19 protein-coding genes and 1 tRNA gene are annotated in these 22,857 nt (G+C 63.8%); 19 read left to right on the plus strand and 1 reads right to left on the minus strand.

Annotation, left to right across the window (positions count from 1 at the left end):
- Positions 1-77 precede the first annotated feature (77 nt).
- The 10 genes from dnaA to WFL22_RS07720 all read left to right on the plus strand — a co-directional run bounded on the left by dnaA (position 78) and on the right by WFL22_RS07720 (position 11,601).
- Complete coding sequence (gene dnaA, locus WFL22_RS07675) at positions 78-1,547, plus strand: chromosomal replication initiator protein DnaA (protein ID WP_442918565.1); 1,470 nt, start codon at positions 78-80, stop codon at positions 1,545-1,547.
- Positions 1,548-1,965: 418 nt separating this feature from the next.
- Positions 1,966-3,108 carry a DNA polymerase III subunit beta gene (gene dnaN, locus WFL22_RS07680; RefSeq protein WP_336652484.1) on the plus strand — a complete coding sequence of 381 codons (1,143 nt, stop codon included), beginning with the start codon at positions 1,966-1,968 and terminating at the stop codon, positions 3,106-3,108.
- A gap of 12 nt (positions 3,109-3,120) precedes the next feature.
- A complete protein-coding gene (gene recF, locus WFL22_RS07685; RefSeq protein WP_336652483.1) occupies positions 3,121-4,281 on the plus strand; it encodes a DNA replication/repair protein RecF in 1,161 nt (386 codons plus the stop codon).
- A gap of 161 nt (positions 4,282-4,442) precedes the next feature.
- Positions 4,443-4,772 (plus strand): DUF721 domain-containing protein, encoded by a 330-nt coding sequence (locus WFL22_RS07690; RefSeq protein ID WP_336992396.1) that lies wholly within the window; start codon positions 4,443-4,445, stop codon positions 4,770-4,772.
- A 346-nt stretch (positions 4,773-5,118) separates the two neighbouring features.
- Positions 5,119-7,116 (plus strand): DNA topoisomerase (ATP-hydrolyzing) subunit B, encoded by a 1,998-nt coding sequence (gene gyrB / locus WFL22_RS07695; RefSeq protein WP_336652481.1) that lies wholly within the window; start codon positions 5,119-5,121, stop codon positions 7,114-7,116.
- A complete protein-coding gene (gyrA, locus tag WFL22_RS07700) occupies positions 7,106-9,670 on the plus strand; it encodes a DNA gyrase subunit A (RefSeq protein WP_336992139.1) in 2,565 nt (854 codons plus the stop codon). The genes gyrB and gyrA overlap by 11 nt, the downstream gene beginning before the upstream one ends.
- Entirely contained in the window at positions 9,663-10,070 is a 408-nt protein-coding gene (locus tag WFL22_RS07705) for a DUF3566 domain-containing protein (RefSeq protein ID WP_336652479.1), read from the plus strand. Before gyrA ends, WFL22_RS07705 begins: the two co-directional genes overlap by 8 nt.
- A gap of 97 nt (positions 10,071-10,167) precedes the next feature.
- Positions 10,168-10,244: transfer RNA gene (locus tag WFL22_RS07710), tRNA-Ile, on the plus strand.
- A 327-nt stretch (positions 10,245-10,571) separates the two neighbouring features.
- A complete protein-coding gene (locus WFL22_RS07715) occupies positions 10,572-10,721 on the plus strand; it encodes an addiction module protein (RefSeq protein ID WP_336992140.1) in 150 nt (49 codons plus the stop codon).
- A 424-nt stretch (positions 10,722-11,145) separates the two neighbouring features.
- Positions 11,146-11,601 carry a DUF4234 domain-containing protein gene (locus tag WFL22_RS07720; protein ID WP_336992141.1) on the plus strand — a complete coding sequence of 152 codons (456 nt, stop codon included), beginning with the start codon at positions 11,146-11,148 and terminating at the stop codon, positions 11,599-11,601.
- 102 nt (positions 11,602-11,703) lie between these two features.
- On the opposite strand, the gene WFL22_RS07725 is transcribed toward WFL22_RS07720, so the two are convergent.
- Positions 11,704-12,357 (minus strand): MarR family winged helix-turn-helix transcriptional regulator, encoded by a 654-nt coding sequence (locus tag WFL22_RS07725; protein WP_336992143.1) that lies wholly within the window; start codon positions 12,355-12,357, stop codon positions 11,704-11,706.
- Positions 12,358-12,471: 114 nt separating this feature from the next.
- On the opposite strand from WFL22_RS07725, the gene idi reads away from it, so the two are divergent.
- Genes idi through WFL22_RS07770 form a run of 9 tightly spaced genes read left to right on the plus strand, consistent with a single transcriptional unit; the run spans position 12,472 to position 22,835 of the window.
- Positions 12,472-13,023: an isopentenyl-diphosphate Delta-isomerase gene (gene idi / locus WFL22_RS07730; RefSeq protein ID WP_336992144.1), complete on the plus strand. Its 552-nt coding sequence runs from the start codon at positions 12,472-12,474 to the stop codon at positions 13,021-13,023.
- On the plus strand, positions 13,016-14,122 hold the full coding sequence (locus WFL22_RS07735) for a polyprenyl synthetase family protein (RefSeq protein ID WP_336992145.1): 1,107 nt from the start codon (positions 13,016-13,018) through the stop codon (positions 14,120-14,122). The genes idi and WFL22_RS07735 overlap by 8 nt, the downstream gene beginning before the upstream one ends.
- On the plus strand, positions 14,122-15,099 hold the full coding sequence (locus tag WFL22_RS07740; protein WP_336652474.1) for a phytoene/squalene synthase family protein: 978 nt from the start codon (positions 14,122-14,124) through the stop codon (positions 15,097-15,099). Before WFL22_RS07735 ends, WFL22_RS07740 begins: the two co-directional genes overlap by 1 nt.
- Positions 15,096-16,700, plus strand: coding sequence for a phytoene desaturase family protein (gene crtI, locus WFL22_RS07745; RefSeq protein WP_336652473.1), 1,605 nt, complete (start codon positions 15,096-15,098; stop codon positions 16,698-16,700). The genes WFL22_RS07740 and crtI overlap by 4 nt, the downstream gene beginning before the upstream one ends.
- A complete protein-coding gene (locus WFL22_RS07750) occupies positions 16,697-17,032 on the plus strand; it encodes a lycopene cyclase domain-containing protein (protein WP_442918544.1) in 336 nt (111 codons plus the stop codon). The genes crtI and WFL22_RS07750 overlap by 4 nt, the downstream gene beginning before the upstream one ends.
- Positions 17,029-18,207, plus strand: a complete 1,179-nt coding sequence (locus tag WFL22_RS07755; RefSeq protein WP_336992147.1) for a prenyltransferase — start codon at positions 17,029-17,031, stop codon at positions 18,205-18,207. The genes WFL22_RS07750 and WFL22_RS07755 overlap by 4 nt, the downstream gene beginning before the upstream one ends.
- Positions 18,204-20,411, plus strand: coding sequence for an MMPL family transporter (locus WFL22_RS07760; RefSeq protein WP_336652471.1), 2,208 nt, complete (start codon positions 18,204-18,206; stop codon positions 20,409-20,411). Before WFL22_RS07755 ends, WFL22_RS07760 begins: the two co-directional genes overlap by 4 nt.
- 31 nt (positions 20,412-20,442) lie before the next feature.
- On the plus strand, positions 20,443-21,126 hold the full coding sequence (locus WFL22_RS07765) for a response regulator transcription factor (protein WP_336992148.1): 684 nt from the start codon (positions 20,443-20,445) through the stop codon (positions 21,124-21,126).
- A gap of 26 nt (positions 21,127-21,152) precedes the next feature.
- Positions 21,153-22,835 carry a hypothetical protein gene (locus tag WFL22_RS07770; RefSeq protein ID WP_336992150.1) on the plus strand — a complete coding sequence of 561 codons (1,683 nt, stop codon included), beginning with the start codon at positions 21,153-21,155 and terminating at the stop codon, positions 22,833-22,835.
- The last annotated feature ends 22 nt before the right edge of the window (positions 22,836-22,857 follow it).

The raw sequence follows: 22,857 nt of genomic DNA on the forward strand, positions 1-22,857 counted from the left end.
CGGGGGTTCACGCTCTTCAAGTTGTGGATAAAGCTGGGCATAACATATCTCTTTCCAGCTACGAAACCGAACCGAGTATCCGCGTGACAGACGACGAACTGCAAGAAGTCTGGGGCAGAGTCACCCAGGCCGTAATGGCCGATCCCGCAGTCGGCCCGGCTGTTGGCGCACAGTTGGCCCTCGCAGTGCCCCGCGGCATCGCCGCCGGAACGCTCTACCTCGCCGTGCAGCTCGAGTTCACCCTCAAGCTGCTTGAGAACCGGCTGCGCCCCGCCATCATGAACGCCATCTCCGGAATCGCCGACGCGCAGGAGATCGAGAGCTTCGTGGTGATCGTCGACGAAGACGCCCACCCCGCGCTTGATCCCGAGCCGGAGCCCGTGCCCCCGCCTGTGTCAGTGCCGCTGCACGCCGTCGACACAGATCCGGGGCTGCACGCCGCATCCCAACCGCGGCACGACACCCACCGCCCCGTTTCAGAGCCGCGCAGCCGCCATGGGGTAGATGAGCAACTCGACAGCCGGCTCAATGAGAAATACCGATTTGACAGCTTCGTGATCGGCCAGTCCAACCGCTTCGCGCACGCCGCAGCCGTGGCTGTGGCTGAGGCGCCCGCCCGCGCCTACAACCCGCTCTTCATTTACGGCGACTCCGGCCTGGGCAAAACTCACCTGCTGCACGCTATTGGGCACTACGCAAGAGAGCTCTTTCCCAGCGTGCGCGTGCGCTACGTCAGTTCGGAAGATTTCACGAACGACTTCATCAACTCCATCGCGAACAATCAGGGAGCAGCCTTCCACGCCCGCTACCGCAGCGTGGACATCCTGCTTGTTGACGACATCCAGTTCCTCGAAGACAAGGTCGAAACGCAGGAAGCGTTCTTCCACACGTTCAATACGCTGCACGATCACAACAAGCAGGTGGTGATCACGAGCGATGTGCAGCCGAAACAGCTGCGGGGCTTCGAGGAACGCATGCTGTCGCGCTTCGAGTGGGGTCTGTTGACAGATATCCAGGCGCCAGACCTCGAAACGCGTATTGCAATCCTTCGCAAGAAGGCGCAGCGAGAGAATCTCGAGATCGATCACAACATCCTCGAGTTCATCGCCAGCAAGTTCTCCTCGAACATTCGAGAGCTCGAAGGCACGCTGATTCGCGTCACCGCTTACGCGAGTCTGAATCAGCAGCGGATCGATATGCCGCTCGTGCACACCGTGTTGAAAGATCTCATTACGCTCGACGCCGACAATGAGGTGCAGCCCTCCGACATCATCAGCCGGACGGCCGAATACTTCGATCTTTCAGTTGACGATCTGTACGGCCCCACGCGTGCGCAGCAGATCGCCACTGCACGACAGATCGCGATGTACCTCTGCAGGGAGTTGACTCCGCTGTCACTGCCGAAGATCGGTCAGCTTTTCGGTGGGCGCGACCACACGACGGTGATGTACGCCCACAAGAAGATTTCGCAGCTCATCGCCGAACGTCGCTCGATCTACAACCAGGTCACCGAGCTCACGACGCGCATCAAGCAGGGTTCTCGCTGAGGGGCCGCCCGCCGCTTGCGGCGGGCGAAATTATCCACAGTTATCCACCGCCCTGTGAATAAATGGGGACAAGTCACACAAATCTGTGGAGGGAAACCGGCGGCCTGTGGAAACTCATGAATGACAAGATTTCCGCGTCATTCCGCCGATCCCCACTCATCCACCATTCGCCAACATCTCACAGAGTTGTAGTTCTCTACGGAACACTGGGATGTCGCGAGTTATCCACAGTATCCACAGCTGTTAACACTGTTAACATCTCAATTCTTGTTAACGGGCACTCCATCACGCAGACCGGCTGGGGACCGAGCCCCGAGATCCGCCTCACAAGAAGGTGACGGATGCCCCTCGCCTCCGAGTATGCAAAGATTGTGAACCGATGAGATTCATGCGCGCTTGCGCATGGGAGGGAAGCCAAATGCGATTCACCGTCAACCGTGACGTGTTCAGCGACGCTGTGTCGTTCGCAGTGAAGCTGCTTCCGCAGCGCCCCACCCAGCCCCTGCTCAGTGGTGCTCTCATCGAGGCTGAGGGCGACAAACTCACAGTATCTTCGTTCGACTACGAAGTCTCTGCACGCACGAGCGTCACCGCAGATGTTTCTGAGGCAGGTCGAGCACTCGTCTCAGGTCGCCTCCTCAGCGAGATCGCCCAGCGCCTTCCGCACGCCGATGTGGAATTGTCGCTCGTTGAGAACCGTGTTGAGGTGCGGTGCGGATCGGCGTCATTCCGTCTGCCCGCAATGCCTGTCGAAGAGTACCCGCAGCTTCCTCAGATCGACTCCATTTCCGGCTCGGTTCCCGCTGATCTGTTCGCTGATGCGATTGCGCAGGTCTCACTGGCTGCATCGAAGGACGATGTCACCCCGGTGATTACCGGCGTGCAGTTCGAGGTCACTGAAAACTCGCTCACCCTCACCGCTACTGACCGCTACCGCGTGGCAACCCGGAGCATCGACTGGGAGAATCAGAGCGGCCAGAACGATCTCAGCGCACTCGTGCCGTCGAAGATCGTCACTGAAGTGGGTAAGACCTTCTCCGGCGACGGCCAGGTGCAGGTTTCGATCATCAAGGATGATGAGCGTGAACTCATCGCCTTCACGGGCGGATCGAAGACGGTGACTTCGTTGCTGATCAAGGGCAACTACCCCCCGGTGGGCAGGCTGTTCCCCACCACCGTCGACAACTACTCAGTGGTGAACACGGCTGAGCTTGTCGAGTCGGTTGGTCGTGTCGGGCTCGTGCTTGAGCGCGAAGCCGCGCTTCGTTTCTCCTTCGCCGAGGGCACCGTGACTCTTGAGGCTGCTGGTACCGAGTCGGCGCAAGCGGTTGAAACCGTCGACGCGCACCTCGTCGGCGACGATATGGTGGTTTCACTGAAGCCTCAGTTCCTGCTTGACGGCCTGCGTTCAACGCACTCCGAGTTCGCTCGTATCGCGTTTACGCGCACCGACAACCCCGGTAAGCCCGGCCCAGTGCTGATCACGAGCCAGCGCAGCAAAGACGACGCTGACGAAGAGAGCTTCCGCTACCTGCTGCAGCCTAACCTGCTGCTGCGATAGGGGAGGGGAGCGATGCGGGTCGCGCACCTCTCGCTCGGAGACTTCCGCAACTACGCCACCGCCGAGCTCGAACTGCAGGCCGGCCCGAACCTTCTGGTGGGCCGTAACGGTCAGGGCAAAACGAATCTCGTCGAAGCCATCGCGTATTTCGCGATCCTTCGTTCGCACCGCGCGAGCGGTGACGTACCGATGATCCGAGCGGGCGCCGAGTCCGCGATTGCACGCATGAGGGTTGAGGCGGCACAGCGAGACGTGCTGCTCGAACTCCAACTGAACCGTGATCGCGCGAATCGTGCGCAGGTGAATCGCAATGTGGTGCGTCCCCGAGAGGTGACGAGATGGTTTTCTGCGGTCTCATTTATGCCAGAAGATCTCGGAATCGTTCGTGGAGAGCCCTCAGGACGGCGGCGCTTTCTCGATGATGCGCTGGTTTCGCGGCATCCGGTGGCTGCAGGGGCTCTCAGCGACTACGAACGTGCCGTTCGACAGCGCACTTCGTTGTTAAAATCGGCGCGCCGGGGCGCGGACGCACTCGAATCCACGCTAAGTATTTGGGATGAGCAGCTCATCGAGTATGGGGTGCAGATCATGCTGGCGCGTCGAGAACTCGTGCGCGATCTGGGTGCCCCCCTCCGAGCCGGCTATCGAGCACTGGTCGACGAGGATCACGCACCAACATTGGCGCTGAATGAGTCTGTGAGTGGTGCGACCTCCGATGTTTCACGTGAAACGCGCAGCACGGAGGAACTCGCTGACGTTTCACGTGAAACACTCGCAGAAGAGTTTCGCGCTGCATTGCGTGCGGTGCGGGGGCGCGAGATCGAGCGGGGAGTGACGCTGGTGGGCCCGCACCGTGACGATCTCCTCCTGAGTTTGAACGAACTGCCAGTCAAGGGCTACGCCAGCCATGGTGAGTCGTGGTCGTTCGCGCTTTCGTTGAAGATGGCGCTGGCAGAGGTGCTGCGGGCCGAATCTCCTGCGGGGGATCCGGTGATTATTCTCGACGACGTTTTTGCGGAACTTGATTCGCGGAGACGGGAGCGATTGATGTCGGCGGTGAGTGGCTTCGAGCAGGTGATTGTGACCGCTGCCGTGGAAGATGATGTGCCTGACGGCGTAGCCTGGCATCGAGTTCGAATCGAGGCGGGCAGAATCGTCGAGGAGGGTGCGTGACGTCTTCAGCGGGGAACGGATTCACCACCGAGGCATATCTGCGTGCCAAATCAATCTGGCGCGGGGCTCCGTTGCGGCGCAAAAATCGCCGCCGCACTGATGATGAATTGCCCGGGGGGCGGCCGTTCGGCGGTGGACGTGATCCGCGCGCTCTCGGAGAAGTGCTCACGGTCATGGCGAGTGACATGGGGTGGAGTGCCGAGCTCGAACAGGCGCGCCTGTTGGCGGAATGGCCTGAGTTCGCCGGAGAGGCGACCGCGGAACATACCAAGGTGATCGGGATTAGCAACGGTGTGCTGCAAATTCAGTGCGACTCAACGACCTGGGCGACTGAGCTGCGTCGCCTCCGAGCCGAGATGCTGACGCGACTCCTACGCGACTATCCCGACGCAGAGGTGCGTGATCTGCGATTTCTTGCTCCAGGTGCCCCCACTTGGCGCCACGGCCCACGTACGGTCAAGGGCCGCGGCCCGCGCGATACCTACGGGTAACGAGATATCGTGTCGCCAGGGTGATGCCAGTGCGCGATGGGCTGATGTCGGCGTTCAGGCACCAAAGCATCTTCCGAACACCACTGCGCGCGCAAACATTCTGCTATATCAGTGGCACCACACCCCGCAACTCGGAGCGAGAAGCGTTCGATCCATGGGCCGCGTCGTGCGCGAGACGCGGTGCATCGCGAGCTTTGCGGTGCGAATAGGGGTCGATCCGCCTTTGAATGTGGCCTCCAGCGGCCCGCCGCAGGGCTTTTCTCGGCCTGTCCTTGATAGACTGGTGTGCGGAAGTGTCCTGAGCGTAAAAGCACGCTGAGAGGGCCGGAAAAGGATCATTGAAGGCATGAGTTCAGAACAGGCCGCATCTGCGGAAGACTACGGCGCCGGAGCGATCCAGGTGCTTGAGGGCCTTGAGGCAGTGCGCAAGCGTCCTGGCATGTACATCGGTTCCACGGGCCCCCGTGGCTTGCACCACCTCGTTTATGAGATCGTCGACAACTCTGTCGATGAAGCACTGGCCGGTCACTGCGACACCATCGATGTCACCATCCTCGAAGACGGGGGAGTGCGTGTCATCGACAATGGCCGTGGTATTCCAGTCGATCCCCACTCGTCCGACCCCTCGAAGTCGTCGGTCGAGGTTGTGCTCACGGTGCTCCACGCCGGAGGCAAGTTCGGCGGAGGCGGCTACGCGGTTTCCGGTGGTCTGCACGGCGTCGGTTCCTCCGTGGTGAATGCGCTGTCGAGCCGTTTCGAAGTGGAGGTGAAGCGCCAAGGTTTCACGTGGAACATGTCGTTCACCGGCAGCGTTCCCGATGCGCCCCTCGCGCAAGGAGAACCGAGTGAGGAGACCGGCACCACCATCACCTTCTGGCCGAGCGCTGAAATCTTCGAGACCATTGAGTTCGATTATCAGACGCTGCGCACACGTTTCCAGCAGATGGCCTTCTTGAACAAGGGCCTCAAGATCATTGTCACCGATCTTCGCCCGCAAGAGCTCGTCGAGAACGAGGAGGGCGAGCTTGTTGCGCCGCCGGCTCCGCGCGACGAATTCTTGTACGAAAAAGGCATCGAAGACTACGTGCACTACCTCAATTCGGCCAAGCGCGCCGAGCTCGTGCACGACGACATCATCTCGTTTGAGCTTGAAGACACCGAGCGCAAGATCTCGGCAGAGATCGCGATGCAGTGGACGACGGCCTACACCGAGAGTGTGCACACCTACGCGAACACCATCAACACACACGAGGGCGGCACGCACGAGGAGGGTTTCCGAGCAGCGCTCACTACGCTCGTCAACAAATACGCCCGCGAGAAGAACATCCTGCGCGACAAGGATGACAATCTTTCCGGCGACGACGTGCGCGAGGGTCTGACTGCCGTGATCTCGGTCAAGCTCGGCGAGCCGCAGTTCGAGGGCCAGACCAAAACAAAGCTCGGCAACACCGAGGCCAAGGCCTTCGTGCAGAAGGTCGTGGGCGATCAGCTGGGCGATTGGTTCGAGCGCAATCCCGGTGCGGCGAAAGACATCATCCGCAAGGCGATCCAGGCAGCCACCGCGCGACTTGCCGCGCGAAAGGCCCGCGAGACCGCCCGCCGCAAGGGCCTCCTCGAGTCAGGTGGTATGCCCGGCAAGCTCAAGGACTGCTCCTCGAAGGATCCGTCGATCTCCGAGATCTTCATCGTGGAGGGCGACTCCGCAGGCGGCTCTGCTGTGCAGGGTCGCAACCCCGCAACGCAGGCCATCTTGCCGCTGCGCGGCAAGATCCTGAACGTGGAAAAGGCCCGGCTCGACCGTGCCCTCGGCAATGCCGAGGTGCAGGCGATGATCACAGCCTTCGGTGCCGGCATTGGCGAAGAGTTCGATCCCGAGAAAGCCCGCTACCACAAGATCGTGCTCATGGCCGATGCTGACGTCGACGGCCAGCACATCACCACGCTGCTGCTGACGCTGCTCTTCCGCTACATGCGCCCGCTCATCGATCTCGGCTACGTCTACCTTGCGCAGCCGCCGCTCTACCGCATCAAGTGGGTCAACGCCGAACACGAGTACGCCTACAGCGACTCGGAGCGCGACGCCCTGCTTGCCCTCGGCGCCGAAAACGGCAAGCGCCTGCAGAAGGAGAGCGGCGTGCAGCGCTACAAGGGTCTTGGCGAGATGAACTACGAGGAGCTGTGGGAGACCACGATGAGCCCCGAGACTCGAACGCTGCGGCAGATCACCATGGACGACGCGGTAGCCGCCGACGAGATCTTCGCCACTCTGATGGGTGAAGATGTCGAGGCACGCCGTGGCTTCATTCAGCAGAACGCGAAGGACGTGCGTTTCCTTGACATCTGAGAACACCACCCCCGACAACCTCGAGCAGGAGACCGCCGAAGAGGCGAACCACGGTCGGATCGACCAGGTCGATCTACAGCTCGAGATGCAGCGGTCCTACCTCGACTACGCCATGAGCGTGATCGTGGGGCGCGCCCTTCCCGATGTGCGCGACGGCTTGAAGCCCGTGCACCGTCGTGTGATCTACACGATGTACGACGGCGGATACCGCCCCGATAAGGCATTCTCGAAGTGCACCCGTGTCATCGGTGACGTGATGGGACAGTTCCATCCGCACGGCGACAGCGCGGTTTACGACTCGCTGGTGCGACTCGTGCAGCCGTGGGCTATGCGCTACCCCCTCGCGCTCGGACAGGGCAACTTCGGCTCTCCCGGCAACGATGGCGCGGCCGCGCACCGTTACACCGAGACGAAGATGTCGCAGCTCGCCATGGAGATGGTGCGCGACATCGACGAAGAGACCGTCGACTTCCAGGACAACTACGACGGCCGTACGCAGGAGCCCACAGTGCTCACTGCGCGCTTCCCGAACCTGCTCGTCAACGGCTCCGTGGGTATCGCTGTCGGTATGGCAACGAACATCCCACCGCACAACCTGCGCGAGGTTTCGGAAGCCGCAATCTGGCACCTCGAACACCCCGACGCAAGCCGCGAAGAGCTGCTCGAAGCACTCATGGAGCGGGTCAAGGGCCCCGACTTCCCAACGGGCGCGCAGATTCTCGGCACCAAGGGGATCCGCGAGGCTTACCGCACCGGGCGCGGTTCGATCACCATGCGCGCCGTGGTGAACATCGAGGAGATCCAGGGTCGTACCTGCCTTGTCGTCACCGAGCTGCCGTACCAGGTGAACCCCGACAACCTTGCGGTCAAGATCGCCGATCTTGTGAAAGACAACAAGGTTCAGGGCATTGCGGATATCCGCGACGAGACCAGCGGCCGCACCGGCCAGCGCCTCGTCGTCGTGCTGAAGCGCGACGCCATTGCGAAGGTCGTGCTGAACAACCTGTACAAGCACACGCAGCTGCAGGAGAACTTCGGCGCGAATATGCTCGCCATCGTCGATGGTGTGCCCCGCACACTCGCGCTCGACGGCTTCATTACGGCCTGGGCGAAGCACCAGATCGAGGTCATTGTGCGCCGCACCGAGTACCGGTTGCGGAAGGCAGAGGCAGAGGCGCACATCCAGCGCGGCTACCTGAAGGCGCTCGACGCTCTCGACGAAGTTATCGCGCTGATCCGCCGCTCTCCCACTGTGGAGGAGGCCCGCGAAGGTCTGATGAGCCTGCTCGATGTGGATCAGATCCAGGCAGATGCGATCCTCGGCCTGCAGCTGCGTCGCCTCGCCGCGATGGAGCGACAGAAGATTCTCGATCTCGCCGCGAAGCTCGAAGCGCAGATCAAGGAGTACGAGGGCGTTCTGGCCTCGCCCACCGAGCAGCGTGCGATCGTGATCGAGGAGCTCAGCGAACTCGTTCACAAGTACGGCGATGAGCGCCGCACCACGATTCTGCACGGCTTCGACGGCGATATGTCGATGGAAGACCTCATCCCCGAAGAGGAGATGGTGGTGACCGTCACACGCGGTGGCTACGTCAAGCGCACGCGCATCGACAACTACCGCTCGCAGCACCGTGGCGGCAAGGGAGTGAAGGGGGCGCAGCTGCGCGCCGACGATATCGTCGAGCACTTCTTCGTCACCACCACGCACCACTGGCTGTTGTTCTTCACGAACACGGGCCGCGTCTACCGCACGAAGACCTACGAGGTGCCCGAGGGTGGGCGGGATTCCAAGGGCCAGCACCTGGCGAATCTGCTGGCGCTCGCACCCGACGAGACCGTGACGCAGATCCTCGATGTGCGCGATTTCACCGACGGCTGGTTCCTGGTGCTCGCCACCCGAGACGGCCTGGTGAAGAAGACGGCGCTCACCGAGTACGACACCAATCGCACCGGTGGCATCATCGCCATCAAGCTGCGTGAGGGCGACGAACTGGTGTCTGCGCTGATCGCGGAGTCGAGCGACGATGTGCTGCTCGTGTCGAAGCACGGCATGTCAGTGCGATTTACAGCGTCTGATCAGGCGCTTCGACCGATGGGTCGCTCGACGAGCGGTGTGCGCGGCATGAACTTCCGTGACGGAGACTCGCTGCTGTCGGCCTCGCGGATCGATGGCCTTGAGGGCTACGTGTTCGTGGTCACCGAGGGCGGTTACGCGAAGCGCACCGCCGTCGATGAGTACCGTGTGCAGAACCGCGGCGGATATGGCATCAAGGTCGCGAAGCTCGATGAGAACCGCGGCGATCTGGTCGGGGCGCTCATCGTTGACGAGACTGATGAGGTGCTTGCGGTGCTCGCAAGCGGCAAGGTTGTGCGGTCTGCGGTGGCCGAAGTGCCGGCCAAGGGGCGCAACACTATGGGTGTCGTCTTTGCGCGATTCCCAGAGCGGGACCGTATCATTGGCATCGCGCGAAACACGGAGCGCGGGCTCGACGACGAAGAGTCCGAGTCCCTGGGCACCGAGAACGCAGAGAACAAGGAAGACGTGAATGAGTAACACTGTCGCCGACAAGCTGGCAAAGAAGACCCGCAAGAAGGCCCCCGCGAAGCAGGTTCGCCTGAAGCTCGTCTACGTTGACTTCTGGTCTGCGGTGAAATTCTCGTTCCTGGTGTCGCTGTGCGTGGGCATCGTGAGCGTGGTCTCTGCGATTCTCATCTACACGGTGCTGCTGCAGACCGGAGTGTTCTCGCAGGTCGACGCCTTGTTCATGGACATCGTGGGTGAGGACAACAGCCTGATGAAGTTCATCGGCTTCTCGCAGGTGCTGGGTTTCTCGGTGGTTGTCGGAATCTTGAACACCATCGTGGGCACCGCGCTCGGTGCCATCGGCTCGCTCATCTACAACCTGTTGGTGCGCGTGCTGGGTGGTTTCCAGCTGGGCTTCACCAGCAACTAAGCGGCGCACTTCGCGTGCGCGACCACGGCAACTCGCCCGGTGTTCGGTTTCGATTTTTGATTTCGGCCCGAATCGGATAATGTTGTTGCTTGGTCAAGGGGCTATAGCTCAGGTGGTTAGAGCGCTTCACTGATAATGAAGAGGTCCCAGGTTCAAGTCCTGGTAGCCCCACCAACATATGCAAGGGCGGTCGAGAAATCGACCGCCCTTCGTCGTTCCGGTGCTCGCCCAGAAGTTTGAAACAGAAGTGGCGCACTTGTCCTCCTTGTGACGGGATCCCCCGGAGTCATGCCATGCGCTGTATTTTGGGCGCTCCGAAGTGCCAGAGGGCATCGGCACAACTGCGGCGGCTGCTACCGTGCTTGGAGCTATCAGGGCAACACTGATCTATATGAACGCGCATGTGCTTGAGGTTGAACGGACTTTGCTCGCGCTCGACCACCATGAGTGCGCCGCCGTCATCCGCACATGGCCTGTAGAGCCTCGAAGATGGAAACGGGGTTGAGAACGATCAAGCCGAGGTGGAACGCAGCATGGCGCAGCGATCTTCGGCAGCGTATCGACGACATTGAGAACGGCAAGATCGAACTGCTCGACACTGACGATGTTTTCGCGAGTATTTGTGCGGACCTCGCCGCCCGTCGCACGTGAGGCTGAGGAGCCGCATTCACCCGGAAGACAAGATGCGTCAATCGCTTCTAGCGTGAGTGGCGTAGATGAGAACAGGCCCCGTCAGGCACCTAACCTTTGTCCGAGCCTCGCCTGACTGATGCATGTTGTGCACCGCAGAATCGATGCAGACAAAGTCGTGCACAGTCGGACAAACCTCACTCATGAAGATGAGGTCCCAGGTTCAACTCTTGGTAGCCCCACCAACGTGCGCGAGGGCGGTCGACATCCGCCCCTTGTCGCACCCGGGCTACTCTGCTGCGGCGAGGCCGCTCCGCGATGGCGGCGTAGCGGAGGCCTGTGCTGTTTGCACAGTCAATACCTAGTATAATCAACTGTTTCACAGAGATAGTGCAGTGACAATGTGAACCTTTCTCAGCCTCATCACCTCACATTGAAGGATGCCATGACTCAGGTCGATACCCAGATCGATGCCCCGCAGCAGGCGCAGGCCTCTCGCCCCTACGCGAACCTCTCAACGAACCGTTCGCTCGTAAAGATGATTCTGTTGAGCATCATCACCCTCGGGATCTACGGGGTTTACCTGACCGCCCGCACCGGCGAAGACCTCAACACCATCGCCGGTCGATACGACGGTCGCCGCTCGATGAACTTCTGGCTTGTCGCGCTGCTCCTCGGGCCGATTACGCTGGGCATTGTCACCCTGGTGTGGTGGTACAAGACCAGCGACCGCATGGCTCGCGAGCAGCAGCGTCGCGGTCAGAGCGCAAGCGTGGGGGGCTCGGATTTCTGGCTCTGGAACATCCTCGGCAGCTTGATCATTGTCGGGCCGTTCATCTTCACCTACAAGTGGTTGAACGCAGCGAACCAGCTGTCGCGCGACTTCAACGAGCGCGGATAATCAGCTGCGAAGGGATTGAACAGCACAGGGCGCTCACCCTGGTGATCCCACCAACATACGCAAGGGCGGTCGAGAAATCGACCGCCCTTTGTTGTATGCGGGCTACTCCGTTGCGGGGCCGCCGGCGGGAGGTCCGGGAGGAGTGGCACCAGGTGTGTCTGCGGCAGCGATCCAGGGAGTGTCGGAGGGGCTGGCCCAGTCGGCGCGAGTGAGTGAGATCTCGTCGGCCATGTCGTTGAGGAAGCGGGTGACGATGGCGCGTTCCTCGCTGCTGAGGCGGGCCGCGGCGTAGAAGCGTCGCGCCTGCTGGCGCCCCACGGTCTGCTTCGCAGATGATTCAGTTTCTGGGGTGATGTCGATCATGAAGGCGCGCCTGTCGCTTGGGTGCATGCTGCGCACGATGTGCGCGTCTCGTTCGAGCCGGTTCAGAAGCTTCGTTGTCGATGCGGGGGAGATACGCAGGTGCGCTGCGAGCATCCCAGGCGTGACGATATCGCCCTGACGCTTCGCGACGATCAGGTAGTGGAGTGCGCGCATCTCCTGCTCGCTCAGCTTCATGTACTTGCGAGACGCCTCAGAGAGCTTGGTCTCGGCCTCCCGCAAACGCACGAGAGCTTTCATCAGCTCTGCGATCTCGTCCATTGCCGCAGGGGTCACGTTCGACACATCTACGAGGTCGCTGCTGCCAGCTTTCAGGCCGACCCGGTAGAGATTCTCCGAGATCCGATCGCCGGTCTCGTCGGAGGAATGTTCCATACCGTAATCCTAGAGTTTGTTAACCATCTCTCTGAGAAAGTATCCTTGTGTGTAATATCTCTAACGAGCAATAATGATCTTCGAGATACTTTACTCGCTCAAGAGGAGAATCGCATGAGTCAGATCGAACTCGTTGTGCTGATGGGAGAAGACGGATCCGCCACAGGATCCGCACCCAAGAGCGAGGTGCACACAGCAGAGACACCACTGCACCTGGCGTTCTCCTGCTATCTCCTCGACGACAGCGGCCGCCTGCTCCTCACACGACGGGCACTCACCAAGCGCACCTGGCCCGGTGTCTGGACCAACAGCTTCTGCGGGCACCCCGGCCCGGGCGAAGATATCGAAAGCGCCCTGCACCGACGCGCCTTCCAAGAACTCAATGTTGAGGTCGAGCGCGTCGAACTGCAGCTGCCCGACTTCCGCTACCGCGCCGTAGACGCCAATGGCATTGTCGAAAATGAGATCTGCCCCGTCTACACGGCTGTGGCACACGGCCCAGTGCTCCCCGAACCCGATGAGGTTGCAGAGTGGGCGTGGGTCGAACCCGACGACGCGATCCGCTCCCTGCAGAGCACACCGTTCATCTTCAGCCCCTGGCTCAGGGAGCAACTCCCCGCGCTCGCAAGCGTCGCTGAATTCTCCGGAGCGCAGAGCCATGGCTGACACCGTGCAAGAACAACGCAGCGCCGACCTTGTCACCGCTGAAATCGAACAGCAACTCCGAGAACTGCTCGACATCGGCAAAGCCAGCACCGCGTCGCTCGGCCCCCACTTCGGCCACCTCTGGGACCTTGGCTCCGAGTGCCTGCTCGGTGGCAAGATGCTGCGGCCCAGACTGCTCATGGGTGCCTACGCCGCAATCACCGATCCGCCCTCCGACAACGTGGCCGACCGCCGTGCCGCACTCCGCATCGCCGCCGCCATCGAACTCCTGCACTTCGCCTTCCTGCTCCACGACGACGTGATCGACGAAGATCTCACGCGCCGCGGCGCACCCAATGTCATCGGACGGCTGCTGCACGAAGCGGATCTCGCACGCGGCGAAGAGGTTGCAGACGCGCGCGCCCTCCACTGGGCGCGTAGCAGCGGCATCCTCCTCGGCGACCTCATGCTCTCCGAGGTGCACCAGGTGTTCGCGAGGGAACCCCTCGCAGATAGCACGCGTCGCAGGCTCCTCGATCTGCTGCGGCGCACGACGACCGAGTCGGTTGTCGGAGAGCACTCTGATATCGGGCTCGGCGATCGCATCATCCCCTCCGATCTCAACACGGTGCTCGAGATGAGCCGCCTGAAGACAGCGACCTACACCTTCGAATTCCCGCTGCGCGCCGCAGCCGTGCTCGCCGGTGCGCCTCCGCGGCTGGAAGATGCGCTGGGGGAGGTCGCCCGGCACCTTGGTGTGGCGTTCCAACTGCAGGACGATTTGCTCTGCGCGTTCGGAGACAGCCGAGAGCACGGCAAAGACGTGTTCTCCGACTTCCGCGAGGGCAAGGAAACGGCGATCATCGCCTATGCGCGCATGACAGGGGCGTGGCCCAACATCGAACCACTGCTGGGGTCACCAGACTTCTGCGAGGCAGACGCCGAGGCCATCCGCACGCTCCTCGTGGAGTGCGGGGCGGAAGGATTCGTGCGTTCGATCGTCGACGAACGCATTCGCGCCGCAGTCGAGATCACCTCGCGCGAGGCCACAGCGATGCCCGCGGCACTGCGCGGTTTCCTGATCGGCATCATCGATTCCCTGGACGGAAGGCGGGTGTAATGGCCAGCACGGACACACTCAGCTCGCTTGAGCGCTACAGCATCGCCTGCGAAGATGCGGCGGGGCGGATCATCTCGGCGTACTCGACATCGTTCGGCACGGCGACGGCGCTGCTCGGTGCGCGACACAGGCGTCACGTGCGCAATTTGTACGCCCTGGTGCGGGTAGCCGATGAACTCGTCGACGGGGTGGCCGCGCAGGTGGGCATGGGGGCTGCTGAGCAGCGCCAACAGTTGGACGCTCTGGAACAGGAGACCGAGGCGGCGATGCGTTCCGGCTACAGCAGCAACCCGGTGGTGCACGCCTTTGCTCGCACGGCCCGCGAGGCCGATATCGGCCCCGAACTCACACGACCCTTCTTCGCTTCGATGCGGATGGATCTGCCCGCAGACGGTGCATCAGAGCCAGCCTCAGAGCCCGCATCCGAAGTCGCGGCCGAGCCCGTAGCGGGCGCACATGCCACCGCGAGCCCCGCCGGTATTCGAGCCTTCGACCAGGCGGAACACGCCGTGTATGTGCACGGCTCGGCAGAGGTGGTGGGCCTGATGTGCCTGCGGGTGTTCATGCGTGGGGAGGCGCGCAGCGAGGATCAGCTGCGCCGCCTGGATTATGGGGCACGGCAGTTGGGTGCTGCGTTCCAGAACGTCAACTTCCTGCGAGATCTGGGCGACGACACCGAGCGCCTGGGGCGAGGCTATTTGGGTGCCGAAGTTGAGCTGACTCCCGAACAGCAGCAGCGGTGGATCCTCACGATCCGCCGTCAACTCACCGACGCCGAAGCAGTGCTCCCGTTGTTGCCCGGTGACGCGCGGGGCGCTGTAGGGTGCGCTCTGCGGTTCTTTGCGAAGCTGACCGACCAGTTGGAGCGTACTCCTGCTGATGGGCTCCGCGAGCGACGCGCTCGGGTGTCGAATCCTGTGAAGGTGTGGCTCGCATTGCGGGCGTTGGTGTCGGCACGGAGGGTGGGTCTCGCATGACACGCACGATTGTTATTGGGGGCGGTGTCGCCGGTTTGGCGACCGCTGCGCTGCTCGCCCGAGAGGGGCATCGGGTGCGCTTGCTGGAGCAGCGGGCAGACATCGGTGGCCGCGCCGGAAGCATGGAGATCGATGGCTTCCGTTTCGATACGGGGCCGTCTTGGTATCTCATGCCGCGCGTCTTCGAGCACTTCTTCGAACTGCTCGGAACGAGCGCGGAGGAGCAGCTTGATCTGCGCACCCTCGACCCCGGATACCGGGTGTTCGGCGAGCCCGCTGTCGACGGTTCGGTGCCGGAGATGACGGTACCGTATGGGCGCGATCGCGTGGAGGCGGTCTTCGAAGAGCGCGAGCCGGGGAGCGGCCGCCGCCTGAGCCGGTACCTCGACTCCGCAGCTCACGCCTCGGAGATGGCGGAGCGATATTTTCTGTACAACCCGTTCACTCGGTGGCGTTCGCTGTTCGCCCCCGAGGTGCTGCGAGCTGCACCGCGGCTGGTCAGCCTGCTGGGCACCTCGCTCGCACGATTCGCAGGGAAGCGTTTCGCCGACCCCATGCTGCGCCAGGTGCTCGGCTATCCGGCGGTGTTTCTCGGCACTGATCCTGACCGCGCTCCCGCGATGTACCACCTGATGAGCGCACTCGATCTTGATGAGGGTGTGCAGTATCCGATGGGCGGATTCTGGCGGCTGGTCGAGTGCATCGAGCAGTTGGCGCGCGACGCGGGTGTGGAGATCGTGACGGAGGCGCAAGCCACTGAGATTCTGACGCGCAGCTCTCGAGAGGGCGCGGTGGCGAGCGGGGTGCGCTGGGTCGATGCTGCCGGTGTCGAACATGTCGAGCACGCCAATTTCGTGGTGTCCGGTGCGGATCTGCACCATACCGAGACGGCGTTGCTGCCGCCCGAGCTGCGCAGCTACCCGGAGCCGTGGTGGGACCGTCTGGAGAGCGGGCCGGGCGCTGTGCTCGTGCTGCTCGGGGTGCGTGGCGAGCTGCCGCAGCTGGAGCATCACTCGTTGTTCTTCACGCGTGACTGGCAGGCCAATTTCCGGGCTATTTTCGGTGAGCAGCCGAGTGTGCCCGATCCCGCATCGATCTATGTGTGCCGGCCGAGTGCGACCGACAGCGAAGTAGCGCCGGAGGGGTACGAGAATCTGTTCGTGCTGATTCCCGTGCCCGCCGATGAGCAGATCGGTGCTGGGGGAGCAGACGGCGCAGGCGATCCGCTGGTGGAACGTGCTGCGGATGCCGCGATCCGCCAGATCGAGGAGTGGGCTGGGATCCCTGATCTGCGGGAGCGGATCGTGGTGCGGCGCACGATCGGCCCCGCCGATTTTGCCGAGCAGTATCACTCCTGGCAGGGCGGCATGCTCGGCCCGGCTCATGTGCTGCGTCAGAGTGCGATGTTCCGCGCCCAGAATGCGTCGAAGCGGGTGCAGGGCTTGTTCTACGCCGGCGCCACAACGGCTCCTGGGGTGGGGGTGCCGATGTGCCTGATCAGCGCCGAGTTGGTGCTGAAGCGCATCAGGGGCGATCACTCGGCGGGTCCGACGGTGCCGCGCATGGCGGCTGCGCCGCTGCGCTCTGAGGCCGCGCGATGATCTCGTTCGTCTACCTCGCCTGCCTGCTCGCCGGCATTGGGTGCATGCTGCTCATCGATTACCGCTTTCGGCTGTTCTTCTGGCGTGATGCGGCGGCGGCCACTCTTGTGACGCTCGCGGGCACCGCGTTTCTGCTGCTCTGGGATGCGGCGGGCATTGCGGCGGGCATTTTCTTGCGGGGCGGATCCGGGATCGCCTCCGGTGTCGTGCTCGCACCCGAGTTGCCGCTTGAGGAGCCCGTGTTCTTGGTCTTCCTAGTGCTCTGCACCATGGTGCTGTACACGGGGGCTGCGCGGCTGATCGCGCATCGAGCTGAGCGGAGGGCGTCATGACGTACGCGCTGCTCTCAGCCGGTTTTCTTGCGGTGGCGGTGCTCGGCGGGGTGCTGTTTGCGCGTGCCGCGGGGCCGGCCCGTCCGGTGTGGGGTGCGGTGGCGATTGCGGGGGTTGCGCTGTTGGTGCTCACCGCGGTGTTCGACACGCTGATGATTGCTGCCGGGCTGTTCACCTACGAGGATGGGCTGGTGTCTGGGGTGCGCGTGGGGCTCGCGCCGGTGGAGGATTTTGCGTACCCCCTCGCTGTGGCGGTTGCGCTGCCGGCGCTGTGGGTGTTGCTGACTCGGCGACAGGCCGTGTCGGCCGGCGCTCTGCTGCGGCACGCGTGGGTGGCTTCCCGGCCGGTCAGTTGGGTCAACACCGCGTTTCCGTTCGCGGCGGCAATGCTGCTGACCACACGCGAAATCGACTGGCTGCTTGTTGTGGGAACGCTCTACTACCTGGTGCCCTACAACCTGGCGATGTACGGCATCAATGATGTCTTCGACTACGCCTCAGACGTGCAGAACCCTCGCAAGGGCGGCATCGAAGGCGCGTTGCTACCGCCAGAGTTCCACAGGCCGCTGCTGTGGCTTGCGCTCGCGAGCAATGTGCCGTTCCTGATCGTGCTCCTCGCCGCAGGCACCCCAGCTTCTGCGCTTGCGATCGCGGTGAGCACCTTCGCGCTGGTGGCCTACTCGGCTCCGCGTTTACGGTTCAAGGAGCGCCCGGTGCTCGACTCGCTCACCTCGAGCGCGCACTTCGTGACACCGGCTGTGGTGGGGCTTGCGCTCGCTGGCGCGCGCGTCGATGCCGGCCTGGTGCTCACCCTGGCAGCGTTCTTCATTTGGGGGGTCGCGGCGCACGCCTTCGGTGCGGTGCAGGATATTGTGCCGGATCGTGAGGCCGGTATCGGCTCCATCGCCACGGCCTTCGGTGCGGCGCGCACGGTGAGGCTCGCCCTGGTGATGTGGCTCGTCGCGGGATTGCTCATGCTGGCGGTGCCGTGGCCCGGCCCTCTGGCCGCGGTGATCGCGCTCCTTTACCTTCTGAATTGTGCCCCCTTCGTGCGTGTCACCGATGCGGATTCCGCGCGCAGTAATCGCGCGTGGCGCCGGTTTATCTGGCTCAACTACCTTTCTGGGTTTCTCGTCACTCTGATCCTGATCCTGTTCTGGAGCGTCTCATCATGAACGAGTCATCGCGGCGCCACGCAGCGCCCACCGCACCCTCAACCCCGCAGCGCAGCCGCGTGCCGCGCTGGCTCAGGATTCTGCTGCCGGCGGTGCTGATTCTTGTCTGGTTCGCCGGGGCGGGGATTGGCGGCCCCTACTTCGGCAAGGTGAGCGAGGTGTCGTCGAACGATCAAACCTCCTATCTGCCGGCGTCTGCCGATGCGACGCGCGTGCAGGAGCGGTTGGGTGATTTCAGTGAGCAGAACGCCATTCCGGCGGTTATCGTGTTCACCGCCTCGCAGAAACTCAGCGACAGCGAAGTCGAGCAGTTGCAGACCGCGGTCGACGATCTCACGAAGATCACAGGGGTGCTGCCCGACGCCTCGCCGTTGATCCCGTCGGAAGACGGTCTCGCGGTCGAGGTGTTCGTGCCCATCGACAGCACCTCCGAGGTCGGCAATGTCGTTTCCGAGATATCGGCGCAACTGCGCGCCGATATTCCCCAGGGCGTCGAATCGTTCGTGACAGGGCCAGCGGGGTTCACGGCCGACCTGGTCGAGGCGTTCTCCGGCATCGATGGCATTCTGCTGCTCGTCGCCCTGATTGCGGTGTTCATCATCCTGATCATCGTCTACCGCTCCTTCCTGCTGCCGATCGCCGTGCTCGCCACCAGCCTGTTCGCGCTGACCGTGGCGCTGCTCACGGTGTGGTGGCTTGCGAAGGCCGGCGTGCTGCTGCTCAGTGGGCAGACGCAGGGCATTCTCTTCATCCTGGTGATCGGCGCCGCAACCGACTACTCCCTGCTCTACGTGTCGCGGTATCGCGAGGAGCTGCGCGTGCAGCACGACAAGTGGACGGCGACGATGCGCGCGATCCGCGGGTCGTTTGAACCAATTCTGGCCTCTGGCGGCACGGTTATCGCAGGTCTGCTCTGCCTGCTGTTCAGCGATCTGAAGTCGAATAGTTCGCTGGGCCCTGTCGCATCGATCGGCATCGTGTTTGCGATGCTTTCGGCGCTGACGCTGCTCCCGTCGATCCTGTTCGCCTTCGGGCGGGCAGCGTTCTGGCCGCGTCGGCCGAAGTACGAGCCCGAGGTGGTGGCAGCCGAGGGCGGAGTACCCTCTCGGGGGCTTTGGCACCGCTTGGGCGTGTTCATCCGCAAGCGGCCGCGCGCCATCTGGGTCACCACTGCGGTGGTGCTCCTGATCGGCGCGATGGGGGTGACGCAACTGCAGGCACAGGGTGTGCCGCAGTCAGACCTCGTGCTGGGCGCCTCTGAAGCGCGCGACGGCCAGATCGCGCTGGGCGAGCATTTCCCCGGCGGATCGGGCAGCCCTGTGTCAGTGCTGGTGGCCGAGGACCAGTTGCAGGCCGCGGCAGATGTGCTGCTCGGCAGCTCGGGTGTCGACGGTGTGACGGTGCTCAGCGCCGACTCGCCCTCGGGCACCGCGCCGGTCACCGCCGACGGCATCACCGCCTTCGGCCCGCCCGGCACTCCCGCACCCCAGCCCACCGTCGCAGGCGGAGACGTGCTGCTGCAGGGCACCCTCACTGACGCCGCAGATTCGGCGGCAGCGGAGCAGACGGTGCGCGAGCTGCGCACAACCTTCGCCACCGACGGCACTCAGGCACTCGTCGGCGGTGTCACGGCGACGGCGATCGACACGAACGACGCGTCGATCCACGACCGCACGCTCATCATCCCGATCGTGCTGCTGGTGATTCTGGTGATTCTCATGCTGCTGCTGCGCTCGGTGCTGGCACCGGTGCTGCTGGTGCTCACCACCGTGGTGTCCTTCGGCACGGCGCTCGGGGTGTCGGCTCTGGTGTTCGATTTCGTCTTTGACTTCCCGGGGGCGGATCCGGCGGTGCCGCTCTACGGCTTCGTGTTCTTGGTGGCGCTCGGCATCGATTACAACATCTTCCTTGCGACCCGGATCCGCGAAGAATCGCTGCAGCACGGCACCCGCGAGGGCATCATTCGCGGTCTATCGGTGACGGGCGGCGTGATCACCTCGGCGGGCCTCGTGCTCGCGGCGACCTTCGCCGCGCTTTCTGTGATCCCGATCCTGTTCCTCGCCCAGATCTCGTTCATCGTCGCCTTCGGTGTGCTGCTCGACACCTTCATCGTGCGGGCGCTGCTCGTGCCGGCGCTGATGTACGACATCGGGCCGGCAGTGTGGTGGCCGTCGAAGCTGAGCCGACAGCGCGCGGTGTCGTGATGCGAGGCCCCGTCCGCGGTAGCGTGATGCCATGGAACCGGGGTGGGCTCGTCGTGTGTTGTTGGTTGAAGACCAGGCGGTGCTGCGTACCCTGACGCGGGAGCTGTTCGAGCAGCGCGGCTTCGAGGTGTGCAGCGCCGCCACGGGCGTTGAAGCACTGGCAGCGTTCGATGCCTTCGACCCTGATGTGCTGGTGGCCGACATCGATCTCGGAGCGCGACCCGATGGTGCTGAGCTGGCAGAGATTCTTCGCGCTCGCGCCCCGCACTTGGGGGTCGTGTTCCTATCGAGTTACCCTCGGGCTGCCGCGCGCGCGCAGCCCTTTGGGCTCGCCGATGCGGTGTTTCTGAGTAAGGCGGCGATCGGTTCAGCCGATGAGCTGGTGGCGGCCGTCGAGGGGGCCCTGGGGAGCAGCGCGGGTGACGTCTTTGGCGATGGCCCGGGGGCTGGTGCTGATGCTGTTTCTGGGGCTGCGAAGGCTGGTGGCGGCAACGGTATCGGATCGCTCACTCGGCACCAGCTGCGGGTGCTGAGCATGGTGGCGCGCGGCTGGTCGAACGAGCAGATCGCCGAGCAGTCGGGGGCAGGGCTGCGGGCCGTTGAACGTTCGGTGAGCCGCATCTTCGAGCGACTCGAGGTGTCGGGGGATCGCGGAGTGAATGCGCGGGTGGCGGCTGCGGCTCAATACCTTGCCGAGTTCGGGCCCGTGAGGTGACACGGCTGGCCCAAACGTGGTGGTCGGTGCTGCGTGGCCGTCGCTTCCTCTCACGGTGGTCGTTGTGGGGCACCCTGCCGGTGGCGGTCACGGTGATGGGTGCCTATTTCGGCTCGGATGGTGGCCGCCCCGGTGCATTGTTCGTGGTCTCGGCAGCGTCGTGGGTGGTCGCGGTGGCGGTGCTGTGGCCGCTTGCGCGGTGGGTGGCCCGGTGGGCGCATCCGACAGGCAGGGCGGTTGCGGTGGCTGTCGTGGTCACGGTGCTGGCGGGCACGCGCCCGCTGCTGCTCGATGCGTTGTGCGGCATGGTGGGCGCGATTGCGGCGCCGCCTGAGTGGCTGCCGTTTCGGGTCGCCACGAACCTAGTGGTCTGGTGGGCGGTGCTGTCGGTGCTTGCGCTGCTTGCTGAGACGGTGAGGGAGAGACGGATCGCCAACCGTCGCCTCGCCGTGCTCGCTGCCGATTTTGCGAGCATTGAGCACGAGGGCGCCGAGCGGGCGCGGGCAGTGCAGCGTCTGGTGGAGGAGTGCCGGGGCGAGCTCGTCAGCGAGGCTGCGCATCTCGACCCCGAGCGAGGCGAGGCTGTGGCGCGCTTCTCGCAGCGCGTGCGGGAGTGGTCGCACCGTTTTGCGCAGCAGGCGGAGGCGGCGCGGAACCGGCGAGCCGATCCGCACCCGGCCGATGCGACGCCCCGGGGCGGCGGGCGCTTGCCGGGTGCGATGCTGCGGGTGCCGCCAGTCGGCGCGGTGAGCGCGCTATGGGCCCTGCTGGTGCTGCCCTACGCGGTGCGGCAGCTGCCGCCCGCGACCCTCGCGGTGTCATGCCTGCTGCTGATCGGGGGTGGGCTCGCGATCGACGTTGCGGTGCGCAGGCGGCGGATCCGCGCCGTCAACAGGGTGGCGGTGCTGCTCGCGCTCTGGAGCGTGGCGGGCGTGGTGCTCGCGTTGCTCGTGCTGCTGGGCAGTGGTGCACCCCTGCGCTACGCCTGGGTTTCTGCGCTGGCGCTGCCGCTCGTGGCCCTGGTGCTGTGCCGCTGCACGGGTCTGGTGCACGGGTTGGGGCTCGACGGGCGCCGACTCGAGACGATGGTGCGCGAGCGGCAGCGTTCGCTTGCTGCGGCGAATGCTGAGGCACATCGCGTGGCGGAGGCGACGAGTCGACGCTTGCACGGCGCGGTACAGGCGGCCTGCGTGCGGATGCTCGCGAGTGTTGGGGGTGAGCCTGCTGAAGCGACGTTGCTGGAGTTGCGTGAGGCGCTGGCACCACTCGGGGCCGCTGTGGTGCCTGCGGTTCACTCGGGTGCCGCGCCGCTCGATGCAGTGCTGCACGACTGGGCTCGCGTGGTTCCGCTCATGCACGAGATTTCGCCTGAAGCGCGCGAGCTGCTGGAAGCCGCCCCCGGTGCGGCGGCGGGTGCGGCCGAGGTGGTGACCGAGGGGCTGGTGAATGCGGTGAAGCACGCTGCAGCGCCTCAGGTGCGGGTGTCGGTGACGCGGGTGCAGACGGCGGCCGGAGTGCGGCTCGACGTGGAGGTGGTAAGCGCCGGTGTGCTGCCTGCCGGTGCGGCGTTGCGCGGGGATGCGCCGGTGGCGCTGATCGGTGCGGAGTTGGGGCAGCGGGGCGGTGATGTTGTGTTGCGTGCGAGCCTCGCGGTGCCGGCAGTCGTGCCAACCGCACATTCCGCAGATCCGTTTGGGGCGACGCGCTAGCGTTCGAATTACCCAGCGAGAA

This window comes from Leucobacter sp. VD1 (genome assembly GCF_037150695.1).
Classification (GTDB): Bacteria; Actinomycetota; Actinomycetes; order Actinomycetales; family Microbacteriaceae; genus Leucobacter.

What these genes read in the sequence shown, in the direction of transcription:
- dnaN (WP_336652484.1), top strand. Translation starts at nt 1,966, where the DNA reads ATGCGATTCACCGTCAACCGTGACGTGTTCAGCGACGCTGTGTCGTTC.
- recF (WP_336652483.1), top strand. Translation starts at nt 3,121, where the DNA reads ATGCGGGTCGCGCACCTCTCGCTCGGAGACTTCCGCAACTACGCCACC.
- gyrB (WP_336652481.1), top strand. Translation starts at nt 5,119, where the DNA reads ATGAGTTCAGAACAGGCCGCATCTGCGGAAGACTACGGCGCCGGAGCG.
- WFL22_RS07705 (WP_336652479.1), top strand. Translation starts at nt 9,663, where the DNA reads ATGAGTAACACTGTCGCCGACAAGCTGGCAAAGAAGACCCGCAAGAAG.
- WFL22_RS07720 (WP_336992141.1), top strand. Translation starts at nt 11,146, where the DNA reads ATGACTCAGGTCGATACCCAGATCGATGCCCCGCAGCAGGCGCAGGCC.
- WFL22_RS07725 (WP_336992143.1), bottom strand. Translation starts at nt 12,357, where the DNA reads ATGGAACATTCCTCCGACGAGACCGGCGATCGGATCTCGGAGAATCTC.
- idi (WP_336992144.1), top strand. Translation starts at nt 12,472, where the DNA reads ATGAGTCAGATCGAACTCGTTGTGCTGATGGGAGAAGACGGATCCGCC.
- WFL22_RS07735 (WP_336992145.1), top strand. Translation starts at nt 13,016, where the DNA reads ATGGCTGACACCGTGCAAGAACAACGCAGCGCCGACCTTGTCACCGCT.
- WFL22_RS07740 (WP_336652474.1), top strand. Translation starts at nt 14,122, where the DNA reads ATGGCCAGCACGGACACACTCAGCTCGCTTGAGCGCTACAGCATCGCC.
- crtI (WP_336652473.1), top strand. Translation starts at nt 15,096, where the DNA reads ATGACACGCACGATTGTTATTGGGGGCGGTGTCGCCGGTTTGGCGACC.
- WFL22_RS07750 (WP_442918544.1), top strand. Translation starts at nt 16,697, where the DNA reads ATGATCTCGTTCGTCTACCTCGCCTGCCTGCTCGCCGGCATTGGGTGC.
- WFL22_RS07755 (WP_336992147.1), top strand. Translation starts at nt 17,029, where the DNA reads ATGACGTACGCGCTGCTCTCAGCCGGTTTTCTTGCGGTGGCGGTGCTC.
- WFL22_RS07760 (WP_336652471.1), top strand. Translation starts at nt 18,204, where the DNA reads ATGAACGAGTCATCGCGGCGCCACGCAGCGCCCACCGCACCCTCAACC.
- WFL22_RS07765 (WP_336992148.1), top strand. Translation starts at nt 20,443, where the DNA reads ATGGAACCGGGGTGGGCTCGTCGTGTGTTGTTGGTTGAAGACCAGGCG.